Origin of the sequence: Scytonema sp. PRP1, from assembly GCF_036697665.2 — a bacterium.
In the GTDB taxonomy this organism is placed as follows: Bacteria; Cyanobacteriota; Cyanobacteriia; order Cyanobacteriales; family Nostocaceae; genus Kalymmatonema; species Kalymmatonema gypsitolerans.
In genome coordinates this window covers 29,518-53,878 of record NZ_JBAHYJ020000022.1, presented here as the reverse complement: position 1 = coordinate 53,878, position 24,361 = coordinate 29,518, and the positions used below count along the sequence as shown (strand labels likewise).

16 protein-coding genes are annotated in these 24,361 nt (G+C 47.4%); 11 read left to right on the top strand and 5 right to left on the bottom strand.

All coding sequences use genetic code 11. The annotated features are described in order from the left end of the window. The first annotated feature begins 333 nt into the window (after positions 1–333). Together V5G28_RS04150 and V5G28_RS04145 are read left to right on the top strand one after the other, a co-directional pair. Complete coding sequence (locus tag V5G28_RS04150; protein ID WP_332997193.1) at positions 334–726, top strand: signal peptidase I; 393 nt, start codon at positions 334–336, stop codon at positions 724–726. Between the two features lie 271 nt (positions 727–997). Beyond that, complete coding sequence (locus V5G28_RS04145; RefSeq protein WP_442994215.1) at positions 998–6,112, top strand: ATP-binding protein; 5,115 nt, start codon at positions 998–1,000, stop codon at positions 6,110–6,112. Between the two features lie 22 nt (positions 6,113–6,134). Here V5G28_RS04145 and galE read toward each other — a convergent pair whose 3' ends face one another. The 4 genes from galE to V5G28_RS04125 form a co-directional block, all read right to left on the bottom strand. After that, the gene (gene galE, locus V5G28_RS04140; RefSeq protein WP_332997187.1) at positions 6,135–7,121 is read right to left on the bottom strand and encodes a UDP-glucose 4-epimerase GalE; all 987 of its coding nucleotides are present in this window, start codon (positions 7,119–7,121) and stop codon (positions 6,135–6,137) included. 394 nt (positions 7,122–7,515) lie between these two features. Next, entirely contained in the window at positions 7,516–9,741 is a 2,226-nt protein-coding gene (locus V5G28_RS04135) for a family 1 glycosylhydrolase (RefSeq protein WP_332997185.1), read from the bottom strand. Between the two features lie 228 nt (positions 9,742–9,969). Continuing rightward, complete coding sequence (gene glf, locus V5G28_RS04130) at positions 9,970–12,414, bottom strand: UDP-galactopyranose mutase (RefSeq protein ID WP_332997183.1); 2,445 nt, start codon at positions 12,412–12,414, stop codon at positions 9,970–9,972. 403 nt (positions 12,415–12,817) lie between these two features. Further along, entirely contained in the window at positions 12,818–12,967 is a 150-nt protein-coding gene (locus V5G28_RS04125; protein ID WP_332997181.1) for a hypothetical protein, read from the bottom strand. Between the two features lie 207 nt (positions 12,968–13,174). Here V5G28_RS04125 and V5G28_RS04120 point away from each other — a divergent pair, with 207 nt between their 5' ends. Continuing rightward, positions 13,175–14,731 carry a flavin monoamine oxidase family protein gene (locus tag V5G28_RS04120; protein ID WP_336229641.1) on the top strand — a complete coding sequence of 519 codons (1,557 nt, stop codon included), beginning with the start codon at positions 13,175–13,177 and terminating at the stop codon, positions 14,729–14,731. A 627-nt stretch (positions 14,732–15,358) separates the two neighbouring features. Here the strand turns inward: V5G28_RS04120 and V5G28_RS04115 are convergent. Next, on the bottom strand, positions 15,359–15,481 hold the full coding sequence (locus tag V5G28_RS04115) for a hypothetical protein (protein WP_332997176.1): 123 nt from the start codon (positions 15,479–15,481) through the stop codon (positions 15,359–15,361). A 60-nt stretch (positions 15,482–15,541) separates the two neighbouring features. Here V5G28_RS04115 and V5G28_RS04110 point away from each other — a divergent pair, with 60 nt between their 5' ends. From V5G28_RS04110 to V5G28_RS04075, 8 genes are all read left to right on the top strand, one after another. Further along, positions 15,542–18,925 carry a ferritin-like domain-containing protein gene (locus V5G28_RS04110; RefSeq protein WP_332997175.1) on the top strand — a complete coding sequence of 1,128 codons (3,384 nt, stop codon included), beginning with the start codon at positions 15,542–15,544 and terminating at the stop codon, positions 18,923–18,925. A gap of 236 nt (positions 18,926–19,161) precedes the next feature. Continuing rightward, complete coding sequence (locus V5G28_RS04105) at positions 19,162–19,857, top strand: glutathione S-transferase family protein (RefSeq protein ID WP_332997173.1); 696 nt, start codon at positions 19,162–19,164, stop codon at positions 19,855–19,857. Positions 19,858–20,055: 198 nt separating this feature from the next. Next, positions 20,056–21,312 (top strand): cytochrome P450, encoded by a 1,257-nt coding sequence (locus V5G28_RS04100; RefSeq protein ID WP_096563816.1) that lies wholly within the window; start codon positions 20,056–20,058, stop codon positions 21,310–21,312. 87 nt (positions 21,313–21,399) lie between these two features. Then, entirely contained in the window at positions 21,400–21,771 is a 372-nt protein-coding gene (locus V5G28_RS04095) for a VOC family protein (protein WP_096563815.1), read from the top strand. Positions 21,772–21,858: 87 nt separating this feature from the next. Next, positions 21,859–23,271, top strand: a complete 1,413-nt coding sequence (locus V5G28_RS04090) for a cytochrome P450 (RefSeq protein WP_332997171.1) — start codon at positions 21,859–21,861, stop codon at positions 23,269–23,271. A 128-nt stretch (positions 23,272–23,399) separates the two neighbouring features. After that, the gene (locus tag V5G28_RS04085) at positions 23,400–23,630 is read left to right on the top strand and encodes a peptidoglycan-binding domain-containing protein (RefSeq protein ID WP_096563813.1); all 231 of its coding nucleotides are present in this window, start codon (positions 23,400–23,402) and stop codon (positions 23,628–23,630) included. A gap of 65 nt (positions 23,631–23,695) precedes the next feature. Next, positions 23,696–23,920 (top strand): peptidoglycan-binding domain-containing protein, encoded by a 225-nt coding sequence (locus V5G28_RS04080; protein WP_332997168.1) that lies wholly within the window; start codon positions 23,696–23,698, stop codon positions 23,918–23,920. Positions 23,921–24,071: 151 nt separating this feature from the next. After that, positions 24,072–24,299 (top strand): peptidoglycan-binding domain-containing protein, encoded by a 228-nt coding sequence (locus tag V5G28_RS04075; protein ID WP_096563809.1) that lies wholly within the window; start codon positions 24,072–24,074, stop codon positions 24,297–24,299. Positions 24,300–24,361 lie beyond the last annotated feature (62 nt).

Here is a 24,361-nt window from a genome sequence, read left to right as displayed (position 1 = left end):
AGGTAACACCGGACGAATTTTAGTTCCCGCTACCGATTTTTGATTGGGGAGATGAGGGAGTGAGGGAGCAGGGGAAGAAGTAATGACTAATGACTAATATTATGTCCGCTCAATTACCAACAAATCCTGGAAAACCCCCTCCCCCTATCCCCAGAGGGGACCCCGAGTCCCCGTAAAGCTACGCTTCACGTCCCCTCCCCGCTTGCGGTGAGACCAGTGCTGCAGGAGGGTTTCCCTCCGCAGGCAACTGGCGAACCCGAAGGGGGAGGGGTTAGGGGTGGGGTTTTGTAATTATCCGTAATTTGCCGGACATCATATAATCACTAATGACTAATGACTAATGACAAAGTAGTTTTTGGTAACGCTGTTAACGAAGGCGCTAAACGCTGGGGATGGTTTCTTGGTCACTTCATCACTCCAAGTGAAGATCCGCGATCAACTGAAGACCTAGAAGTGAAATGGGCTGTCCATAAAGTAGGAGACAGTAGAACCGAGTGGGCAGTCAATAACCAAGCCGCCACCCTTTCTATCCTGATCAAGGGACAATTTCGCCTTCAATTTGAGGACGGAGATATTGTACTATCTCGTGAGGGCGACTACGTTCTTTGGTGTGCAGGTGTGCCGCATTGTTGGGTTGCTGAGTCTGAGTCTACTATTCTAACTGTGAGATGGCCCTCTAAAGCAGGTGATAGTGTGGGAATGCCGACACAAGAAATTAACCAATAAACGTCAAAAATTAAATCAAAAGATAGAAAAGTCCTTGCGCCACTTGGTACAGGATTGAATATATTGAATAATAAGATAATCCGCGTTAAATTTTGCTTAAGCCGCCGATGCAATTTCCTTTTGAAAAAGTGAAGTCCAGGAAGACAGCAGTGCTTAGGCAACCACAAATGAGCCAACTGATTCGTGAACTGTCGGATTCGCCAGAACCAACCCTACGAAAAGGCGGCAAAGGCGTCCTTAGCAAATATTTTCCACAAGCGGAGCAGAGATGGTGAGTGACCCAGTGAAGGCGACTGTCCCTGAGGATATCTTTGCAGGCGGTGGAGAAATGGGAGCGTTGATGCGAAACTCCTTTGGAGACGCTGAGCGATCGCTCCACTGGTCGCAAACGCTTTTGGGTCCAGTATCTCAATGGGCACAGAGCTTGAAAACTGCTGTTAGCATTATTCTCAACTCCCACTACCCGATGTTCATCTGGTGGGGAAGCGAGTATGCCAACCTCTACAACGATGCCTACCGCCCAATTCTCGGTGCTAGCAAGCATCCCCAATTTCTGGGACAGTCTGCCAAGGAGTGCTGGGCAGAAGTTTGGGATGTTGTGGGTCCCTTAGCTGATAGCGTCCTAACAACAGGTCAGCCTACCTGGTCAGATAATCTGCTGCTGATGATGGACCGCTATGGCTATTTGGAAGAAACCTACTTCACCTTTTCCTACAGCCCGATACGAGACGAGAGCGGTGGAGTTGGCGGAGTTTTCTGTGCTGTAATCGAAACAACAGAGCGGATCATTGGGGAGCGTCGGCTGCGAACGCTGCGTGAACTTGCCAGTAACACCGCAGAGGCAAAGACGGTTAAAGAAGCTTGTCACATTGCCACGCAAACCTTATCCCACAATCCCGACTGTATTCCCTTTGCTCTATTGTACTTAGTTGAGGCGGACGGAAAACAAGCACGTCTGGTAGGAACAACGGGCATTGAGCCAGGCACACTAGAGCGCCAAGAACTGATAGATTTGACTCAAGAGACAGACTGCTGGCATCTGGCACGAGTTAGGCGTACGGGGCAAGCTGAGGTAGTGGATGATTTCGCAACTCAGTTAGGAACACTGTTTGGAGCAACCGGGAACGAACCGCCAAACGCCGCCTTGGTCATGCCTATTGCTCAATCGGGACATAAGCAGCAGTTAGCTGGATTCCTGGTCGTCGGTATCAGTCCTCGGCGTGCATTTGATGACGACTACCGGGGGTTCTTTGATTTAATTGCCAGTAATGTTGCGACTGCGATCGCCAACGCCAGTGCCTACGAAGCAGAACGCAAACGGGCTGAAGCACTAGCAGAACTAGACCGGGCGAAAACTGCTTTCTTCAGTAACATCAGTCACGAATTTCGTACACCGCTGACTCTAATGCTCGGTCCCCTTGAGGACGTGTTAACCAATCCCTCAAGCGTTCTTCCCAGACACGACCGTGAGCAGTTAGAAATGGTGCAGCGTAATGGGTTACGCTTGCTAAAGCTGGTTAATAGCCTGCTGGACTTCTCCCGCATCGAAGCAGGGCGGGTGCAGGCAGTTTACGAACCAACAGACTTAGCGATGCTGACGGCAGAGCTAGCGAGTGTGTTTCGCTCCGGAATCGAACGAGCAGGGCTAAGGCTTTTGGTCAACTGTCCACCGTTACCGGAACCTGTGTACGTAGACCAGGAAATGTGGGAAAAGATTGTGCTTAACCTGCTTTCCAATGCCTTTAAGTTCACCTTTGAGGGGGAAATTGCAGTAACGCTGCGTTATTGCAACGACCACGTTGAGTTAGACGTGCGGGATACAGGTATAGGCATCCCCGGTGATGAGCTACCTCATGTGTTCGAGCGGTTCCATCGCGTCAAAGGAGCGCAAGCACGTACTCATGAAGGTTCGGGCATTGGGCTATCGTTAGTCCAAGAGTTGGTAAAGCTGCACGGTGGCACGATCCAAGTCAGCAGCGTTGTGAATCAGGGAACCTGCTTTACGGTGTTGATTCCTAGAGGAACTGCCCATCTGCCGAGTGAACGCATCGGCGCAACCCGTTTACTAGCATCCACCGCAGTGGGCGCTACGCCGTATGTCGAGGAAGCGTTACGCTGGCTACCCCAAGAGGAGGGGGAGCAGGGGACCAGGGGAGATGGGGAGAGAGGGAGAATTCACCCCAGCACCCCACCACAGAAAGCTCGCATTCTCCTGGCTGACGACAATGCCGATATGCGCGACTACGTCAAGCGTTTGTTAAGCCAACGGTATGACGTGGAGACGGTAGCAAATGGCACTGAGGCGTTAGCTGCTGCTCGTGCCCAGCTTCCAGACCTGATATTAAGTGATGTCATGATGCCAGGGCTGGATGGCTTTGAGTTGCTTCGCGAGTTGAGGGCTGAGCCGCACACGAGAGAAACGCCCATCATTCTGCTTTCTGCGCGTGCTGGGGAAGAGTCCCGCATTGAAGGTTTGGAAGCTGGGGCAGACGACTATTTGGTTAAGCCCTTCTCTGGAGGTGAACTATTAGCTCGTGTGAATGCTAACTTGGAAATGGCTCGATTGCGTCAGGAAACGACGCGGCGAGAGCAGGAATTACGTGCTGTTAGCGAAACGGCACAACGTGCAGCTGAGGCAACCCGTGACCAAATCAGCAACATTCTTGAAAGCATCACTGATGCGTTTGTGGCTTTCGATCACCAGTGGCGCTACACTTATGTCAATCAGCAAGCCACCAAGCTTTTACACAAAACCCGTGAAGAACTGCTCGGCAAGCAGGTGTGGGAGGAGGTGTTTCCAGAGACAGTCGGAAATCTGGCGTACCAAGAATTTCACCGTGCTGTTACTGAGCAGGTTGCCGTTGTCTTTGAAGAATTTGGTCAGCCGATAGGTAAGTGGCTGGAAGTCCACGCCTATCCTTCGCCAGATGGTCTTGCCGTTTATTTTCGGGACATTAGCGAACGCAAGCAGGCGGAGGAGGCGCTCAAAGAACAGGAGAGAAAATACCGCTATATCTTTGAAGCCGCAGGCGTAGCGATTTTTGAAGAAGATTTTTCTCTTGTCCAAGAAGCGATCGCTCATTTAAAAGCGCAAGGAGTCCAAAATTTTCGCGCCTATTTTGCGGAACACCCTGAGTTCCTTCGACAGGCAGTTGACATGGTGAGAGTTCTCAACGTGAATGACACGGCGGTGCGGATGTTTGCCGCTCAAAACAAAAATGAACTCTTGGCTTCACTTGACCAAGTCTTTATACCGGAAACCCTAGAGGTGTTTGTCGAAGAACTCCTCGCGCTTGCTAACTGCGAAACTTATTTTGAATCTGAAACAATTCTACAAACTATAAACGGAGAGCGCCTCAACGTCCTTTTTACGATTACTTTTCCGCCTTCATGCGCAAAATTTCACAGCGTCTTGGTGAGCATAATCAATATTACCGAGCGCAAGCACGCAGAAGTAGCGGTTCAAGCCAGTGAAGAGCGGCTGAGAAGTTTCGTCGAAGCAAATGTGGTTGGCATTCTCTTTAGTGATGTGGACGGTGGTATCAGTGAAGCCAATGACGAGTTCTTGCGAATTGTCGGCTACACGCAAGAAGATATCAAAGCAGGCAGACTACGCTGGATAGATATCACGCCACCTGAGCACCTTTATTTAGATGAACTGGCTATTGCCGAAGCAAAGGAAAAGGGAGCCTGTACCCCTTATGAGAAGGAATACATTCGCAAGGATGGTTCTCGTGTCCCGGTGGTGATTGGCTACTCTTTGGTAGGAGAGTCTCGGCACAAGGCGATCGCATTCATTCTCGACATTAGCCAGCGCAAGCAGGCTCTTGAAGCGCTACGCCACAGTGAAGAGCGATTTCAAGCTTTTATGAATAACAGTCCAGCCGCATCATGGATGACAGATGCAGACGGGCGTGTGATTTATCTCAGTCAAACTTATTATCGCATATTCAAGCTACCAACAACCGACGCGCTCGGCAAAAGTATCTTCGAGCTATATCCGACTGAAATCGCTCAGCAATTCCTTGATAACATCAGAATGGTTGCCCAGACAAATCAGGTCGTTGAGGCGATTGAGCATGCCCCTCGCACAGATGGCACGCTCGGCGACTTTCTGGTGTACAAGTTTCCCATTGCCGATGTGTCTGGGCAATGCTTGGTAGGAGGAGTTGCGGTTGACATCACCGAACGCGAACGCGCACTTCGTGAACGCCACCTTGCAGAACAAGCTCTCCAGCGGCAAACAGAGCAATTGATTCAAGCTAACCGCATCAAAGATGAATTTTTGGCAGTCCTCTCCCACGAACTTCGCACGCCGCTCAACCCCATACTCGGATGGTCGAAGTTACTACGAACTAGAAAGCATGATGAAGCAACTACTGCTCGCGCCTTAGAAACCATTGAGCGGAACGCCAAACTCCAGACCGAACTGATCGAAGATTTGCTGGATGTTTCTCGCATCCTACAAGGCAAACTCAGCCTGAAGATTGGTGCAGTTGATTTGGCATCTACGATCGCAGCAGCAATAGAAACTGTACGGTTAGCTGCCCAAGCGAAATCGATTCAGCTAGTGACGGTGTTTGAGAAGAACATGCGACAAGTTTCAGGCGATTCAGGTCGCTTACAGCAAGTCGTCTGGAATTTGCTTTCCAACGCTATTAAGTTTACACCAGAAGGTGGACAAGTAGAAATCCGTTTAGAGTCTGTTGGTTCTGTGGCTCAGCTTCAAGTGCGCGATACAGGTAAGGGAATTCCTCTTGAGTTTCTACCGCATGTGTTTGAGTACTTCCGACAAGCTGACGGCTCAACGACCAGGAAATTTGGTGGACTGGGGTTAGGTTTAGCGATTGTTCGCCACATTGTAGAGCTACACGGCGGCACGGTTAAAGCAGAAAGTTTGGGTGAAGGACAGGGAGCAACCTTTAGAGTCACTCTGCCATTGATGAAGATTCATCTACATGAGCAACAAAGTGATACACAGTCTGATGAGTTTCCCGATTTAAATGGGGTGAGAGTTCTCGTTGTGGATGATGAGGTAGATACACGAGAGTTGATTGCTTTCATTTTAGAGCAGTCTGGAGCAGAAGTAACACAGGTAGCATCGGCAACTGAAGCACTACAAGCCCTTACTCAGTTTCAACCAAATGTGCTGTTAAGCGACATCGGAATGCCTGAAGTAAACGGTTATATGCTGATGCGTCAAATCAGAGCAATGCCACCAGAACTGGGAGGGCAAATTCCAGCGATCGCCCTAACGGCTTATGCAGGTGATGTTGATTACCAACAGGCAATTGCCGCCGGATTTCAACAGCATATTGCCAAGCCAGTGGAGCCAGCCGCGTTAGTTGCAGCCGTCGCCAACCTTGCCGATATGTTGCTACGCTAGCCAAAACTGTCTAAAGTTTAGACTACCCGTGCCGCCGCTGATGCCACTGCCAAGCGTGGGTGAGGATGTCCTTAATGTTTGGGTATTGGGGACGCCAACCCAAAACTTTACTTGCTTTGTCGCTGCTGCCGACTAAAATAGGCGGATCGCCAGGTCTTCTGTCGCGCTCCTCTATTTTGATTTCAGCTCCTGTGACTTCCTTTGCACTTTCGATGACTTCTCTAACTGAAAACCCACTGCCATTGCCTAAATTAAAGACTTCGCTATCTCCTCCTTTCAGCAGATACTCCAAACCCAGAACATGTGCTTGTGCCAAGTCAGTCACGTGAATGTAATCCCGAATGCAAGTACCGTCAGTCGTAGGGTAATCAGTACCGAAAATCAAAATGGATTCGCGCTTACCCAAAGCAGCCATGAGCACCAATGGTATAAGGTGAGTTTCTGGTTCATGGTCTTCACCCAATAACCCATTTGGATCTGCACCTGCGGCGTTAAAGTAGCGGAACCTGACAGACTTGAGATTATAAGCTGTATCAAAATCAGATAATATTCGCTCTACCATCCATTTGGTAGTTGCATACGGACTGATGGGGTCTTGAGGATGGTCTTCAGTCAGCGGCACAAACTTCGGTACACCATAAAGAGCGCAAGTAGAAGAAAAGATGAACTTGTTGATGGAAGCAGCAAGCATTGCTTCTAAAAGCGTCAGGGTGCCTGCGACGTTGTTATCGTAATATTTGGCTGGGTCAGTGACAGATTCACCCACGGCAATGTACGCAGCAAAATGCATCACCGCAGTTATATTGTGGGTTGTGAATATGTTATCTAAAAGAGCGCGATCGCTCGTATCACCAACAATCAACTTTACCTGCAAAACCTCTTCTACAAGTTCTCGATGCCCATTCGACAAATTATCAAGAACAACGACTTCATAACCTGCGCCCTTTAGAGCTAATACCGCATGGGAGCCAATATATCCTGCTCCACCTGTAACTAAAATGGTTGTCATAACTGTACTAACTTTAGGTTTTAGAATAGACAAGATTGCGGAAGGTGAGTTCCATCTGTGTCCATCTGTGTCCATCTGTGGTTAATTATTCTTTTTTTTGGAATAAATCCAAGAAGTCTATTTTAGATTTTGGATTAAACAATCAATGAGGTAGGGGCGAAGCTACCAAGCAAAAATATTTCTGAAAACTCGAGATATTTCTGGTCGAAAGCAACGCCCGTATAGAGTTAGAAATTATTGACAAATGACCAAAACCAAGGGTGTAGGAGTGTAGGGTGTAAGGGTTTAGGGGGGAAAGAAAAAATGCGCTTTTTGTACACCCTACCCCGGAACCGTTTGGGTACTCACCGCCCCCACCAATCACTCCCTTACACCCCTAATTCTTGGCAAAAATCTAAAATCGTTGACACTCATCAAAATAGCGAGACATCGCGCTGTCAAGAGATGACATTAACTCACCCCTATTGGTACCAAGAACGCTGTAAGTCGGGCGCTTAGCAGTTAAACCAAGTTCTTGCGTTGGCAAGGCAATCACATTGCTAGGATTAAAGCCTGCTGTTTTCGCCGCTAGCCGTGCCAAGTCAGCCCATGTGATCGCACCTTTGTTAGCCAGATGCCACAAACCACTCTCGCCGTCAATTAACAAATCGAGACTGGCGTGGACAAGATCCGGGACGTACGTAGGCGAAACAATCCCATCCTCGGCAGCGACGAAGGTATTCCCAGCACTGAGCTGACGCAGGGCAATAGTGACGAAATTGTAATCATCCCAGGGACCGAAAAATGCACTGGTACGAATGATCAGCGATGCGGGATTAACCTTCAATACCAGCTTTTCTGCCAAAGCTTTGCTGCACCCATACACATTCAGGGGGGCAACGGTATCACTTTCTATATAAGGGTTGAACACAGCACCGTCAAATACCAGGTCTGACGAGAAAGTCAGTAGCCCCACATTATGCTCAGCACAAGCAGCAGCTAAAATCGCTGGTCCCTCAGCGTTCACCCGCAGACAAACATGGGGTTCGCGTTCCGCATCGTCCACCCGCACGTATCCCGCAGCGTTCACAACCGCCCACGGCTTCAACTCAGTTAGAACCGCATCAACAGAGGCAGGATCGGCAATGTCCATCTCTTGACGTGTCAGCAAGCGGTATGAGATCCCCCGTAGTTCACACAACCGCGCAAAAGCCCTTCCCAAAGTTCCTCTCGCACCCACGATGGCTAGAGGAGATGAGGAGGATGAGGGGGATGAGGGGGATGTTACTCCCTCATCTCCCCCTGCCTCCACACCGCAACTTACCGCAGGGTATAACAACCGCTCTTGCCGATGCCACCATCCGGGTGTATCAAGTAGCGGGTGATCTGGTTTGCGCCCAGCGGATAGGTCGCGTATCATCTTGGCAATTGCTGTTGGTCGTGGACGTGACGAACGCAAGTCAAACACGCCTGACTCGTAGTAGCCGACCCAGCGAGTCACTAAGCTATTCCAATCGTAGGTGCCCAGGAGCGACCAAGCAGTGACAGCGCGGACATCCACACCCTGAGATCGTAATTGAAGCGCCGCATTCCAAACCTCATAAAGCCAGCGCAGCTGCTCCTCGCGGGTGCAGTGGAGGTGAGCTTCCGTAACAGCAAGGGGCAGTTTATAGCGTTCCCATGCTTCTAGTAGCAAGTTGCGCGGACCTGCTGCACCCTCAGCACAAACCCGCACAGCCTCTACATCTGCGTACTCGTCCCGCCCATTGCCCCCATGCGAGCTAGTCGGATAGCGTTCTTTGCGCTCATCCAAAAAGCGATCGCTCGTCAGGTAGTGGTTAATCCCAATAATGTCCGGCGGACAGGGATTTTCCAGAAACCATTCAAGTTCAGCCTCATTGATGCCACAGTAGCGCAGGTGACCCCACATCCGATGAGTCGGGGTGACTCGACCGCATAATAAATCAAAGGTCAACCAGCGGCGCTCGTTCTCAAATTCTGCTTGATACGCCAGCTTGGGCGTACTGTAAATCTTACCCAAATCGTCGGTTTGCACCAGTTGGGCGTTGGGATTCACTTCTCGGATTGCCTTCATCGAAAGGGCGACCCCACGGCACTCCCCCAACATACAACGTAAAAAACTTAACTCATCTTCACCGTGAGGAAACCAATGACCATACATTCCACTGAACCGCGCCGTTGTCAGCGGCTCGTTCACGGGTGTGTAATGCGTCACCCAAGGATAGCGCTCTGCAACTGCACGGGCATACAAAGCTAGTTTCTCTGGAAATTCCGGATCTATCAAACTCGTGTGACGCGGTCCGCTACCATGATGCACCAATCCCACAATCGGATTGATGCCCAATTCGCGCAATCGCCCTAGTCGCTCATCCGCCCATGACCAGTCAGCATTCTCCAACCCGTCGGGAGCAGTTCGCTCCCACAGCACGGGGTAGCGGATTGCCTTTATCCCTAGTTCGGCAAATAAGTCTAGGTCATCCAAGCGCGTTGCATGACCGTTGCGTTCCAACTGGTCAAAATACTCATCACCCACACGATTAACCGTACACTCTACACCAGCCCACACTTCCAAAGGAAGTTGTGAATTATGAGTGTTGAGTCTTGAGTTGAAGGAAGCCATACTTTAAACTCAACTTTAATATTCTCTTTTCTTCCTTGGCGTTCTTTGCGACGCCCTTCGGGTTCGCCAGTTCCCTAGGTTGGGAAACCCGCCTAAGCCCTTCGGGCAGGCTGCGCCAACAGGACTGGACTCACCAGTCGCCTAGGTCGGGAAACCCTCCAAAGGGCGCTGGCTCGCCATGGCGGTTCGTTTTATTAACCGCTAAGACGCGAAGGACACGAAGTAGTCTTAAGCCTTAACCGCGATTTGTTTGTAAACAGAAAGAGCCTGAGCAACACATTGATCCATGTTGTAATACTTGTAGGTTGCTAACCTTCCTACAAAATACACACCTTGTGTTTCATCAGCCAGCGCCTTGTATTGCTTGTAAATTTCCTGATTTTCCGGACGTGGTACAGGGTAATAGGGGTCTCCCTCTGCCTTAGGAAACTCGTAAACAATACTAGTTTTGTGGTGTTCCTGTCCCGTCAGGTACTTAAACTCCGTGACGCGAGTATACAGGTGGTCGTTCGGATAGTTGATCACTGGCGCTTGCTGAAACACCGAGGTATTATGCGTCTCGTGCTTGAAATCAAGCGAACGATACGGTAGTTTGCCGTAGCGATAATCAAAGAACTCATCAACAGGTCCAGTGTAAACTATCTCACCGCAAGGTATTGCCTTCTGGATTTCACGGTAATCGGTGTTGAGCATTACCTTGATGTTGGGGTGTGCCAACATCGTCTCGAACATCCGGGTAAAACCGTACCGAGGCATTGCCTGGTAACTATCTGTGAAATAGCGATCGTCGCGGTTGGTGCGGGTGGGGATGCGGGCAATGACTGATTTGTCAAGTTCCGATGGGTCGAGTCCCCATTGTTTGCGAGTGTAGTTGCGGAAAAACTTTTCATACAGTTCTCGACCGACTTTGCTCACCACCACATCCTCTGAGGTGCGGATGTATTCTTTGGGTTCTGCAACCGACTTGAAGAACTCTTCCACCTGGAATGAAGTCAAGTTCATTCCATAAAGTTTATTGATAGTGTCGAGGTTGATGGGGATCGGAACAAGTTGCCCGTCTACGCTAGCAAGGACGCGATGTTCGTAAGCCCGCCATTCAGTGAACTGCGAGAGGTATTCAAAGACTTCGCGGGAGTTGGTGTGAAAGATGTGGGGACCGTATTTGTGTACGAGGATGCCATGATCGTCGTAATGATCGTAGGCGTTGCCGCCGATGTGCGATCGCTTGTCCACAACCAGCACTTTTTTACCAGACTGAGTTGCCAACCGTTCCGCGATGACGCTTCCTGAGAACCCCGCCCCGACAATCAAGTAATCAAATACAGGCTCTTTGTCTCTGTTAATGATACTTGGTGCTTGTTTACCAGCAATAGCCATTGAGTTCATTTTGTTGTCATCCTTTTGTGCAGCAATGGCAGAGTTTATTAATTGCATCATTGATCCCCAAGTGCGATCCCAAGAAATTTGCTCCAAAAAGGCATCTACCCGACTCAACCATCCTGATGCAGGGTTGTCGTCTTGCATAGCCTTTTCTATGGCGGTGACAAACTCAGAAACCGTGTCTGCAATTCGCACCAGCTTCAAGTCACCGTAGGGACGCACCACATCTCGAATTGAAGTAGACACCACAGGCTTACCTGCGGCAAGATACTCTGGAGTCTTAGTTGGGCTAATAAAGCGAGTTGACTCGTTGCGTGCAAACGGCAGCATCGCCAAGTCCCACCCCGCCAAATATGCAGGTAGCTCTTTATAGTCTTTCCCACCGAGATAATGAATATTCTCTCGCTGTGGCAAAGTTGCGGGATCGATTTTCACAACCGGTCCAATCATGACCAAATGCCAGTCAGGGCGTGTGTCGGCAATACCAGCCAACAGTTCGATATCCATCCGCTCGTCAATCACCCCAAAGAAGCCAAGGCGCGGATGGGGAATATTCGCTTGATCTGCTGGTTCTGATCCCTGGGAATTTCTTGCTTGTGCAAAATGCGCTACTTCAACACTACTAGGAAACGCGTAGACGTTAGGGTGCTGGTTCACCTTGCTTTCGTAAAGGCTTTGTCCACCTGTAAACACCAAATCTGCACGGCGGAAAAGTTCGGCTTCGTTGTTCTTTAAAGCAGGGGGCGCATTCTTGAATGCAGATAATTCATCCATGCAATCGTAGACAACTGCTAGCGGTTGTAAGTGGCGTGTAAATGCGATCGCCATTGGTGTGTAGTACCAACAGATGTACTTGCGGATGTTGTGCTCTGCAAACAAACCATCAATCAGCAGTTTTAGATCTGCGTTTACCGCCTCCTGGCTCAAACCTTGTGGTAAGTGTGGAACAACAACCACAACTCCATTGTTGTCTTGGCTGACATCCAACCGCCCCAACGGTTCGTCTGTAAAAATTGGCTCCTCAATGAAGAAAACCCGCCGTCCTTGAGCGCAACGAACCAGAAGATGTTGCGGTCTTTGATAGACGAAATTCCAACGCAAATGAGACAAGCAAACTATATCAGGCGTATCTGTAGAGGTTTCTTTATAAATTTTGTTGGGTATGGATAAATTTTGGGATGATACACCTGATGATTGCGGTTCAGTTAGTGTCGATAGCTTAGCTTTAAGCATTTTTCCTGACTTACCATTACTGAGCCCGTTATTTTTTATCTGACTTTTTTCGCCTGACATAGGTTATCTCAATTTTATCTTTATAGGAAATAGAATTGTTTCCAAATGCTCTTTCACCAGAGCAGAGGAATTAGAAAAAATCCACTTTTAGCTTACTTTTTCTTAGTACAAGGGCAGTAAGCATTATTTGGTAAAGAAGCGTTTGGTGTTTTCTTGACTGCCTAAAAACTATTAAGGCTGTTTACCTTGACAACAATCGCTATCACTAACTGTTAAAGATACTATTTACTGTTTATACAACCTTCTATCAATCGACATATTTGTTTCTAACCAAGGAATTTAGATAATATTAAAATTATTTGTAATCATGAATACAAAACTGTTTTTTTTTGGAAATTAACGTAATAAATATAACTATGTAAATGCAGTGCTTAGATTTATACTGCCGTGTCACGTTTGATCATTAGAGGCTTAATTCAATTAAATCCTTGCCCTTCATCGACTCTAAATGCAACATGATCCCAAACGCGATCGCCCGTTCAAGCGATCGCAATGGCTGCGGGTGCTCCGCACCATCGCAGCACGCTCTACTTGAAGGGAAAGAAGCTGTCATTCCTGATTTTCATGGCGCTTATCACCGCGTCAATTTTCACGTCGCCCATCTCGACACAATGCTTATCCGGGTCAGTCAGCGCGTCACTTGTTTGCGATCGGTGCACATCAGAGTGCATAAAAAAAATTCCTCAACGCTATCAAACTTATGAAGCGGTTGAAACAGCGAAAACAAATAACAAACTAATTTGCAATCTTGAATTTCAAAATGGACACCACAACAATGCTCGATATGTGCAAACTGGCAAACATCCAAAAAGGTAAGCGCATCACCATCCTGGGTGCAGGAATTGCAGGTTTAGTTGCAGCTTACGAATTAGAACGTCTGGGTCATGAAGTCGATATTATGGAAGGTAGCCCGCGCGTCGGTGGTCGAGTTTGGACACACCGCTTCGGTAATTCTCCTGATGCACCCTACGCAGAACTCGGCGCAATGCGTATCCCCAGCGAACACCAGCATACACTGCACTACGTAAACGAACTGGGACTCGCTGACAAACTCTGCAAATTTGTCACAGTTTTTGAAGAACAAAACGCTTTCATGAACATCGAAGGAAATGTCTTCCGCATGAAAGATGCACCCCGCCTTCTCCAAGAACGTTATCAAGGAATCTTTACCGACACTCGTTACAGTGAAAAAACTCGGTTGTTTGCAGCTTGGCTGAAAACCATTGTCAATACCATCTCTCCTGGAAATTTGCGTGAAAGTTTGGATTCTGACCTAAAATCACACTTAATGGATGAATTGGAAAGACTGGATTTAGAACCTTACTTTAGTGAAGACGGCGAAACTATCGACTTACAAGCATTTATTAAAGATAACCCAAGTTTTCGCGCTCGTTGCAGCAAAGCCTTGGATATGTTCCTGAGCGACATCTTAGTTGAAACCAGTCACGATTTATTACAACTCAAAGGCGGAATGGATCAACTTATCCAACGTCTGGTAGCATCAATCAAAGCTCCGATTCAGTGCAACCAAAAAATCGTGGCAATGCGCGTGCGTCCAGACCACGTAGAATTGGATTACTTGGAAAACGGACAGTTGCATACACGTCGTTGCGACTATGTGTTATGCACTATTCCTTTCTCGGTAATGCGAAAAATGGAGTTAGAAGGATTTGACTCTAGAAAACTCGAATCTATCCACAATACTATATATTGTCCAGCAACCAAGGTTGCATTTCACACTCAACAAGCTTTTTGGGAACAACAAGGTATCAAGGGTGGTGCATCCTTCAGTGGTGATGGCGTTCGCCAAACATACTATCCTTCTGTGAAATTCAACCCCGAACGTGGAAGTACAATGCTTGCTAGTTATACCATCGGTGATGATGCTTTACGCTTGGGGATGATGTCTGAGCAACAGCGTCACGGTTACGTCAAGAACGTTGTGAGCAAAGTTCACCCAGAAATTCAAACTCCTGGTATGGTGTTAGATGTAGCTTCAATCGCCTGGGGCAATTACGAGTGGAGCGCTGGTGGATGCACTGTTCATTGGAGCGATGATATGTCTGATGAATCTAACCATACCATCAGTTACTTGGAAGCTGCTAGACCACAAAACACTCTGTTCTTTGCTGGTGAACATTGTTCTAAATATCCTGCTTGGCTTCAGGGTTCTATCGAGTCTGCACTTGAAGCTGTGTACGATATTGTTTCTCACCAACCAATCAAGAAAGCGACAACCAACAAAAGAGTTACCAGGAAGACACATGCCAAGATTCTACAAACAAACCAACGTCAACAGGCTTATCAAGTGGCTTAATTATCTGGAAAAAGCCCCCACAATACATTTGGAGGGTTGGCGGCAGATCAATCTTGCCAAAAAGAAAGAATTATGAATTTTGAAAAGAGTTTGACAAATTTCACAAGTAGCTTGATGCAGCTTCTCAGTTATAAACGAGTCAACTCCATGACTTTATCAGCCAATGAATTGCTGAAATGCTTACCTATAAATGCTTTTCGCCCTCTGCTTTGCCCCCTTTGCACGCTACGCACCGCCCCCTCAAATCTGTAACTGCATAAGTTCGATTCACTCAACTCTATATATTTGTAACTGCATAAGTTCGATTCACTCAACTCTATATACTTCTAGTGACCTTATGACATCCACCTTTAGTAATTGAAGGAACGCTATTTATAAAGAAAAACCGAAGAAAACAAGATAATAACATTTGAGACAAACACAATGTATTTGGGAGGAAACAAAAGATGTATTTATAAATGCCTAAAACCAAATATTACAATAACTTCACTAAAAAAAGTAATAAATAAAACAAACTGCTTGTACGTATAACTCATAGATAACAATTTGGCTGTCAATCAAAGGTATTAAAGAATACGCTAAACCAGCCTGAAGACTGTCCGGATACGGTTGAATTCCACCAGAATGTCATGCCCTGTCCAGTTGCAATATGAATCCGCATTTATCGGGAAAACTCAATCCTTCAAGACGTGCAACTCCCATGACTTCCTCAATTTCCCGACTTGTCAGATGTACACGAGAATTCAGCAAAGCCCTTTTTTCTTTCCTAAGTTCCCTTTTTGTCCAAAGTTATAAAAGCGGTCTTTAGATATGAGCATCTTAGATTTTCCCCGCCTACACTTACTCGGCTTCGCCCGCATCCACGCCCCTACAGGACATAAAAATGGTCTGGTGGATGTTAGTAGCAACACAGTCTACATGAACGGTAAGCCCTTCGACCACCACCGTGGAGCGTCCGAGTACCACGAATATCTCTACAATTTGGGACCAAAGTTTAACGCCCAAGGGGAACTGGATGAAAATGGTCCGTTCAGTATGGCTATGGGATCGGACTTTGGTGGTAATGGTCACTTTTCTATCGAAGCACAAATTGTTAGCACGCAAAGGGAGTTTGGACAAGTTGACCAAAATGACCCAGTGGTAGGACGTTCTGTTGATTTATGGGGTCATTACAACGAATACGTCAAAACAAGTTTTAATCGTGCCCGAATCTTTGAATCTGACCCAGCTTCCAACTGGACTAGCACAATTATGTTGGGTCAACTCGCCTTCGGACGCCAAGGCGTTTCCCACGAAGTTCCATATATGCTATCTGCCCCGATTACAGGTATGCAGTTAGCTCGCTGGCAAGACTTTAACCACATCCGCGAATTGCCTCAACACTGCCTCAACGATGAGTTTAAACGAGCGGCTGTTTATCAGTTTACTATCCCCAAAGATGCCCAAGATTTCCTGTGGTCTGAAGAAGCCGCCCAGTCACCAACTGTATCTCTACTGCGCGAAGCAATGAATCGCGAGGATGTCTTGGGGCTGGTGATGCAATTGGGCATTAGTAATATGTCTGCGCCAGTTCAACCCGATTTGCCTAGTTTCTGGGAACTGCACGGAACTATCGGTTTATGGTGTCAAGACGAACTTTCTACCTATCCTCACGGTCGGCTGCTGACTCCCCGACGTGCTGTTTCGCAAACAGAATCTAAACCCCTTTCTAACCTGACTGTGCAAGTCACCCCGCAAGGCGTGAGTTTAAATATGGTTACCGCAGTGCCTTGTGTGGGACGCGCCCCCAAACCGGGACCAGGACCAACCCACGCAATTGCTTCTAAGCTGGACTTGGGTGATTTGGAATTGCGTACTGTTGATAGCCAACGCCTGATAGCGCGGATACCCAAGGAAGCATACCAAAAGGAGGCGCATCAACGAAACAGCGGAATTGTAGATGTACCTTTAGCCGAACAGTGGGAAAATTTATCTCAGGAAATAGAACAGCAGGGTTTGTGCATCATCGGGACGGCACCTGACGGACAACGGCGAATTCTCGTTCAAGAGGAAGAAATCAATCTTCAGGTAGATGACGGTTGTTTGTTTGTCGAACATCCCAATAGACATAGCGGTGAAGACCACGCAGTAGAGTTAGAAGTGCGGTCTTTCGTGCGCGGGCGTCCAGCACCAGTTGAAGCGGTTTACCTGCGTCAGTTCTATAACCCGAGAGCCTTTCCTCAACTACGCTACGAGTTTGAAAGTGACCCCGCCAATGGAGGTAAGGCTTTCCATTACCCGCGTAGCTCGGAAATGGAAATTGTCCACTTTAAGCAAGGGTTGCGCCAGTCCAAAGGAGAGTTTGCCCCCACATGTGCAATTTCCACCGACGACAAGGGGCGTGCTTGGGTGACTCTGCGCGGTGCCAGAGCGGGAACGACACGGGTGCTGCTATCTGCTCGTCCTGATGAGTTACCTTGTGACTCTACTCACCCGGATGAAGCGGCAATTGCTTACGACAATAATGATGAACTAGGGTTTTGGTCTGGTGCTGGCTTTTTTGCAGTGCGGGTGATGAGTGATGATTGGCACCTGGATGAAATTCCCGATAGAGCCGTAGATTTTAAATTAATCTACGAACAGATCCTCGCTTTCTACGAGTTAAGTTTCTCGTTTATGAAAGTCGATGTGTTTAGTCTCGCCGACCAATGCAAGGTCGAGACTTACGCACGTCTGATGTGGCAAATGTCCGATCCACGCAACAAATATAAGACTTACTATATGCCCCCAACGCGGGATATGTCCCAAGCCAAGTCGATGCTTTTGCTGAAGTTTCTGCAAAATCTACAGCGAGTCGGCTATGTTCCGCCTGCGATGGCACAAGTGCCCGCCCAAGGGGCGATCGCAGAACCAAAACGCCCGCAACGCACGATCCAGACGCGGGAAGAGTTGGTAAGCGCCCTGAAACAAGCGGCGGAGTTGGAAGTGACTGTGATGTTGCAATACATCTATGCAGGATACTCTATTCCCAACTACGTCACTGGTGAGGAATACGTGCGCCGGGGTTTGTGGACTCCTGAACAGTTACATTTAGCTTGTGGCGACGGCAAAGAAGTCCGAAGTTACGGTATGCGGGGTGTGGTGCTGGAAATTTCCCGCGAGGAAATGATTCACTTTTTGATGGTTAATAATATATTGATGGCGATTGGCGAACCTTTTTATCCAGCAGTTCCCAACTTCAAGGAACTTAACGCACGTTTCCCCATTGATGTAGACTTTGCCCTAGAACCAATGAACGCCGCCTCTCTACAGCGTTTTATGCGTTTGGAGATGCCCGACTTTTTGGAAGAAAACTTGAGCAATGAACCAGGAAGTGGCGATCGCTCAATTGACAACTTGCACGGTTATGGTTCTTTGAGTGAACTGTACCATCAGATTCGCCAAGGGCTAGAGAATATTCCAGATTTATTCATGGTTAAAAAGGGTCAAGTGGGCGGCGAGCATCGTTTGTTCCTGCGCGATGACTTTAATAAAGTTCACCCAGATTACCAGTTTCAAGTTGACGACCTCAACAGCGCACTTTTTGCGATCGACCTCATTGTTGAGCAAGGAGAAGGATGTCATGCCGAATCACCTAAATTTGAGCGTTCTCACTATCAACAATTTCGTCGTTTAGCGGATGCACTTTCTAAAGAACACATGACCGATGCTGAGACTGGACGCAAAGTGCCGTGGAACCCCTCCTACCCTGCTTTGCGTAATCCTTCCTTACAGCACCGAGATTACAGCACCAACGTTGTCACTGTTCCCCAAACGAGGGCAGTTATGGAAATATTCAACGAAACTTATTTTCTGATGATACAGTTGATGGTGCAACACTTCGGCTTGATGCCCACTGCTAGCCTGCGGCGCTCAAAGCTGATGAATGCTGGCATCGACGTGATGACGGGAATGATGCGTCCTTTGGGTGAATTGCTGATGAGTCTGCCTTCAGGCAAAAGCGGTAAAACTGCTGGACCATCGTTTGAGATTGAAAACCCGATTTATATCCCGACTCCAGAAATCGCCATGAGTGCGATCGCCCGTCGATTTGAGCGACTTGCACATCAGGCGCGTGAATGTCAAGTTATCCACAGCACCGTCTACGAGATGTTTGATTTCTACGCCAGATTCTTTGAAGATTTGGCTCATCATCCCCAGTCGTTGTTGCATTGAGAGAGCTCTTTGTTTGGAGTGATGCCGTCTGTGTTGACTCAGAGGCGCTGACTTACCGAGTTCCAGGAGGTTTTCATTTAGAACTCGCCCCGCCCTCAAGTCGCTCATCAACAGTCCTCAGTTATTAGTTCCCGATGAATTTTGCTTTTCGCTTGTCCAAATTCACTAACGAGATGCATACATTCATTTTTTCCCCTCTATGGATAACTAAGAACTAATAAAACTGAGAACTGATTATGAAACTTTATTACGCCCCGGCATCATCTTATTCCCAACGAGTCCTGATCGCCCTATACGAAAAGAAAGTTAATTTCACAGCTATTGAGGTAAATCTTTTTGACCCCCAAGCCCGTGAAGAGTATATGGAAATTAACCATTTTGCCAAGATACCCACCCTAATGACTGAAAGAGAAAATGTTTTATTTGAGGCAAATATCATCATTGAATACCTTGACCAAAAATTTCAAAATACATCGCGCTTGATTCCTGCTGATCCAGAACAAGCCCTAGAGGTGCGAATGCTGGAACGGACGATTGATGTCTACATCAACGGTGGGCGAGAGGCGCTGTTTGCCGATACCCAACGTCCGGTAGAAGAACGAGGCAAAAAAGAGGTGATCAAAGCTCGTCGGTTATTGGAAACAGCACTCGCTCTGCTTGATGAAAAACTGGCAACTCGTACCTGGCTGGGCGGCGAAGACTTTACAATCGCTGACTGTGCTGCTGCTCCCACCCTTGCTTACCTGCGTATGGTCTACAACTACAAGCACCTTTCTAACTTGACAAATTACGTCAGACGCTTGGAGTCTAGACCATCTGTAGCGCAAGTTTTCAACTCCGGACGCGACCAGATGACAAAGATGTTGTCTGAATTGCGGAATCCGTTGCAACTTGTACCCCTAGACGAATTGCTGGTTACTCAAGCAAACTAGTACGTCGGGCGCGTAAATAGAGCAACCCTTCGGCTTCACCAGTCGCCTAGGTCGGGAAACCCGTCATTCGCGCTGGTTCACCATTTAAAATCCACAAAAAGCCCATTCCATAATACTTTTGACTTTTGACTTTTGACTTTTGACTTCCGCCTTGCGGTGCTAGCCTGCACTAGAGTTAAATTTACTAGGAACTTAAAAATGTCTACTTCTACGATTGACAGACTCAACCCATTTATACGTGAAGTTATCCAAGACCCCTACACAGTCTATCGTCGCTACAGAGAGGAAGACCCCGTCCATTGGGGAGTATCGGCTAATCCTCAGTTGCCGGGTGCCTGGTACATCTTTCGTTACGACGATGTCATGAAGGTTCTTGAAGACCGCAGATTTGGTCGCGAGACTTTGAACGAACGAGAAGACGTTGAAACCACGCCAGTGCCAACCGCATATAACGCGTTTTTGTCTTTGGTCAGCAACTGGATCGTCTTTCGGGAACCACCCAATCACACACGGCTAAAATCGCTGGCTAGCAAGGCATTTACCCCAAAAATTGTCGAAAACATCCGTCCAGCCATCTACGAAATCGCAGACAATCTGTTGGATAAAGTCCAGAACCGTGGTGAGTTGGACTTGGTTGAGGAGTTCGCTTTCCCTCTGCCGACTAAAGTAGTTGCGATTATGCTTGGTGCTGATCCCGAAGATTTGCCGTTGTTCCGTGAATGGGCACTCGCCATGCAGCATGCCAGCGCCTCCCGTTTGAAGCCACCACCAGAAGTCTACGAACGTGCAAACCAGGCTGCCCAAGCATTCGTGGATTATTTCACCCCTCTCATCACACAACGACGTGCCAATCCGCGCGAGGATTTGATCTCGGCTCTCGTCAAGGCTGCTGATGAGGGCGACAAACTGAGCGACTTTGAGATCGTCGCCACTTGTACCCACCTGTTGACCGCAGGACACGAGACCACAATTAACCTAATTGCCAAGGGGGCACTGGCGTTACTCTATCATCCAGAAGTACTCAAAAAGTTACGCTCCCACCCCGAACTGATCCCTGCAGCAATAGAAGAGTTCGTCCGCTACGACACCCCAATCCAGATGGTGACACGCTGGGCTTATGAAGACGTTGAGGTTGGCGGCAAGTTAATCCGGCGCGGGGATAGCGTGGGCGTCATGCTTGGCTCAGCCAATCGAGATCCCGCCCAATTCAACAACCCCGATGTTCTGGATATACAGCGGCAAGACAACAACAAACACAGTGCCTATGGCGGCGGTATCCATTACTGCCTTGGTTCGACGCTAGCCCGTGCCGAGGGTCAGATCGCCATAAATGTCCTGCTCAACCGTTTGCCTGAGCTTCGTTTGGCACAAGAAAACATTGAGTGGGCAAACAATATTGTGTTTCATGGTCCTAATCACCTCCAGGTTGCTTTTAGAAAACCTGTCATAGGCTAATTCAAAGATTTTAGATTTTGGATTGAATCCAAAATCTAAAATCATATCGTCCTGCGTATAAAAAATTGCAAATAAGGTGCAAATTAGATGAGCGTTATACAAGGTTTGACAAAAGCCATTCTCTATGTTAAAGATATAGACGCACAGATAAACTTTTACCGCGATTTGTTGGGACTTCAGGTAAAATCCTTCAAGAGTATAGAAGGACGTAGTGACAAACAGTGGGTAGAGTTTGAGACAGGTCAATGCACCTTAGTGTTACACGGCAATTTAGATAAGGAATTTGGTGAGGATAGACCGAAGCTAGCGTTTCACGTTGATGATTTTGAAACCGCATACCATACGCTCACTGAGCGTGGGGTCAAACTCAGCCCGATGCGTTCCCCCTCGCCTGGTCTAAAAATTGCTGAAGGTCTTGACCCAGAAGGTAACCCATTCACTATTGATTGCGAAGAGTAAAACTAGCACGCCCTATTGGTAGGAAACCTTTGCTAGAGCAGATTTACATCAAAATTTGTTCCTATTTCTTTTAATTAACACAAGATTATGTTAGGCACAAAGCAGACGAAATCTAATACCCCAACCCAGAGTGGGAATATATTCGATCTACCTCACCCCAAAGGAAGTTTGATCGCGGGGCACGCAGCAGATTTTGGTCGCGATCCACTAGGGTTCTTGACCAAATGCGCCCAGGAATACGGTGAGATTATTCCCCTACGTTTCGCCAACAACCGAGCGCTTTTTGTCACCAATCCTAAATATGTTGAACGATTCCTCAAAGAGCGGGATCTATTTGTCAAACCACAGCTATTGAAAAGACTTCACGATTTACTGGGACAAGGACTTTTAACCAGTGAAGGAGAGACTTGGTTTCGCCAGCGACGTTTAGCTCAACCAGTATTTCACCAAAAGCGGATTGCGACTTATGGAGAAGTGATGGTTGACTACACTGAAAAAATGCTCGCCTCCTGGAAAGATGGGGAGACGAGAGAAATTCAGGGTGAGATGATGCGTCTCACCTTCAACATTGTGATGAAAATTCTGTTTAGCAGTGATGTAACAGAGGAACAAGCTCAATCTGTGACTCACGCGATGAGTGTAGCAGCAGACTGGTTAATGGTTGCTCGTAAGGCGCTCGTTCCATATTTGTCGGATCGATTTCCTAGTCCGTTAAATATCCGTTACAAAAACGCCATGCGCCAGATGGATAAACATATTTACGACATTATTCAGCAACGGCGTGCAAGCGGCGAAAATCCAGGTGATTTGCTGTCGATGATGATGCAAGCCCAGGATGAAGACGATGGTAGCCGGATGAGTGATAAGCAATTGCGAGATGAAATTGCTACCCTCATTTTCGCTGGCCATGAAACCTCCGCAAATACCTTGACTTGGGCATGGATGCTTTTATCCCAAAACCCCGAAGTGCAAACCAAGTTACGACAAGAGCTAAAAGAAGTATTGGGCGATCGCCTTCCTACGATTGCTGATCTCCCTTCTTTGCGTTACACCAATCTGGTGATTAAAGAGTCAATGCGGCTTTACCCAGTGGTGTGGAATATGTTCAGTGAAACCAGTGCCGACTGTGAAATTGGCGGTTATCATGTGCCTGCTGGCTGTACAATCATCGGCAGCCAGTGGGTTATGCAACGAGATCCGCGCTTTTTTGAACAGCCAGAAGTATTTAATCCAGATCGCTGGGCTGGCGACTTAGAAAAACAGCTTCCACCAGGCGTTTACGCACCATTTGGAGGTGGACCACGTATTTGCATTGGTAGAAGCTTTGCCCTGATGGAGGTGGTTTTATTACTCGCAGCGATCGCCCAAAAGTTTGAACTCACTCTGGTTCCAGGTCAGACGATTATTCCCCAACCAACCATTACTCTGCAACCGAAAGATGGTATCAAAATGGTGCTCAAAAAATTGGTCAATGAAAATTCCACCACTCCTGAGTCTTAGCCAGTTGGGTGTTCTTCCATCTTCCGGCGACCATCTTCCGGCGACGGCATAACCCCAATTTGATAGCTTGCATATTTGTCAAACCTTCACCCCTATTAACTAATATCAGTCAAAACGAGAAGGAAATCATGAGAGAAGCACGCCCACTTTTACGCCTTGGTGTCGCACATGCAGATGTAGAACTTCTGCAACGCAACTTATCTCGACTGGGATATGAAATTGGACCGAATGGAGCCAATGGTGTTTTCGATGAATATACCGAAAATGCTGTCAAAAAATACCAACAAGACCACAATTTAACCGTGGATGGAACCGTTGGACACATAACTGGAAGCCATATAGATGCTGCTTTGGGATAGTTCCTTTTAGCAGATTGCATATGTGTCGATTTTTGTAAACAAACACAAAAAGGAGAAACAAAACAATGAGTACGCCTCCAACTTTAAGTCGTGGTTCCATAGATCCATTTGTATCAGAACTGCAACGTGACCTGTCTGCAAAGGGATATCTCTCAGTAGGTGCAGTTAACGGCATATTTGATGAAGCAACCGAAAATGCAGTCAAAGCATTTCAAAAGGACAACGGCTTAACAGTTGATGGAATTGTTGGACCTCAAACTGGTCAAAAATTAGGTGGTCCTCCTGCATAAAACCAAAAGTTGAACCCTAGATAGAAGTAGGAAGAATAAAGGTTTAAGAATCACGATCTTTATATTTCTTTTGCGGCTTTTATCTTCTTGCTTGTTTTTTTCTCAAGAACACAACAGTTGATTTTTTCATTAATTAAGGAGAAACAGAACAATGAGTGGCGTACCTCCAACTTTAAATCGTGGTTCAAGTGGTCCAATTGTAGAAGGACTGCAACGCGACTTGTCTGCAAAGGGATATCTCGACGCAGGTGCAGTTAACGGCACATTTGATGAACAAACCGAAAATGCCGTCAAAAAATTTCAAAGCGACAACGGCTTAACAGTCGATGGAGTTGTTGGACCTCAAACTGGTCAAAAATTAGGCGGTCCTCCTGCTTGACCTAAAGCTTAAGGGTTCGCGGGTTGGTTAGTCAACCCGCGTTGCTTTTACTTAGTTACAAA

Excerpts from the sequence above, each read along its gene's own strand:
- V5G28_RS04120 (WP_336229641.1), top strand. The coding sequence starts at position 13,175 with ATGGACACCACAACAATGCTCGATATGTGCAAACTGGCAAACATCCAA.
- V5G28_RS04110 (WP_332997175.1), top strand. The coding sequence starts at position 15,542 with ATGAGCATCTTAGATTTTCCCCGCCTACACTTACTCGGCTTCGCCCGC.
- V5G28_RS04105 (WP_332997173.1), top strand. The coding sequence starts at position 19,162 with ATGAAACTTTATTACGCCCCGGCATCATCTTATTCCCAACGAGTCCTG.
- V5G28_RS04125 (WP_332997181.1), bottom strand. The coding sequence starts at position 12,967 with ATGACAGCTTCTTTCCCTTCAAGTAGAGCGTGCTGCGATGGTGCGGAG.
- V5G28_RS04135 (WP_332997185.1), bottom strand. The coding sequence starts at position 9,741 with ATGGCTTCCTTCAACTCAAGACTCAACACTCATAATTCACAACTTCCT.
- V5G28_RS04100 (WP_096563816.1), top strand. The coding sequence starts at position 20,056 with ATGTCTACTTCTACGATTGACAGACTCAACCCATTTATACGTGAAGTT.
- V5G28_RS04080 (WP_332997168.1), top strand. The coding sequence starts at position 23,696 with ATGAGTACGCCTCCAACTTTAAGTCGTGGTTCCATAGATCCATTTGTA.
- glf (WP_332997183.1), bottom strand. The coding sequence starts at position 12,414 with ATGTCAGGCGAAAAAAGTCAGATAAAAAATAACGGGCTCAGTAATGGT.
- V5G28_RS04075 (WP_096563809.1), top strand. The coding sequence starts at position 24,072 with ATGAGTGGCGTACCTCCAACTTTAAATCGTGGTTCAAGTGGTCCAATT.
- V5G28_RS04095 (WP_096563815.1), top strand. The coding sequence starts at position 21,400 with ATGAGCGTTATACAAGGTTTGACAAAAGCCATTCTCTATGTTAAAGAT.
- V5G28_RS04085 (WP_096563813.1), top strand. The coding sequence starts at position 23,400 with ATGAGAGAAGCACGCCCACTTTTACGCCTTGGTGTCGCACATGCAGAT.
- galE (WP_332997187.1), bottom strand. The coding sequence starts at position 7,121 with ATGACAACCATTTTAGTTACAGGTGGAGCAGGATATATTGGCTCCCAT.
- V5G28_RS04150 (WP_332997193.1), top strand. The coding sequence starts at position 334 with ATGACTAATGACAAAGTAGTTTTTGGTAACGCTGTTAACGAAGGCGCT.
- V5G28_RS04090 (WP_332997171.1), top strand. The coding sequence starts at position 21,859 with ATGTTAGGCACAAAGCAGACGAAATCTAATACCCCAACCCAGAGTGGG.